At 62.7% G+C, this 276-nt stretch carries 1 protein-coding gene; it reads left to right on the top strand.

The window, feature by feature from the left end:
* On the top strand, nt 1-276 hold a 276-nt coding region (locus tag BK660_RS30275; protein WP_148057489.1), incomplete at both ends, for a DUF6543 domain-containing protein.

The raw sequence follows: 276 nt of genomic DNA, 5'->3' as shown, positions 1-276 counted from the left end.
ACACATCGTCGGCGTGGCCACGGATGTTCTTCAGCTCGCAGCATTTGCCGCCGGCGCGCAGATCGGCGCGCGGGTACGCCTGAAACTGTCGCCGCTGAGCGAAGGCATGAAACCGGTCACGCTGCCAAACGGCGAACCCCGGCTATGGAACCCCGACCTCAAACCTTATGAGTGGCCCGATGTGCAGTTATCGCAGGACTCCAGACCCGACGCGCAGGGGCTGCATGCCCACGAAGGCGAGGATGTTCTGCCACTAAATGGCAAACACTCCGCCGT

It is taken from the genome of Pseudomonas brassicacearum, assembly GCF_003732265.1.
GTDB classification, from domain to species: domain Bacteria; phylum Pseudomonadota; class Gammaproteobacteria; order Pseudomonadales; family Pseudomonadaceae; genus Aquipseudomonas; species Aquipseudomonas brassicacearum_D.
The sequence above is the reverse complement of the archived record's forward strand: the minus strand, read 5'-3'. Positions and strand labels throughout refer to the sequence as shown.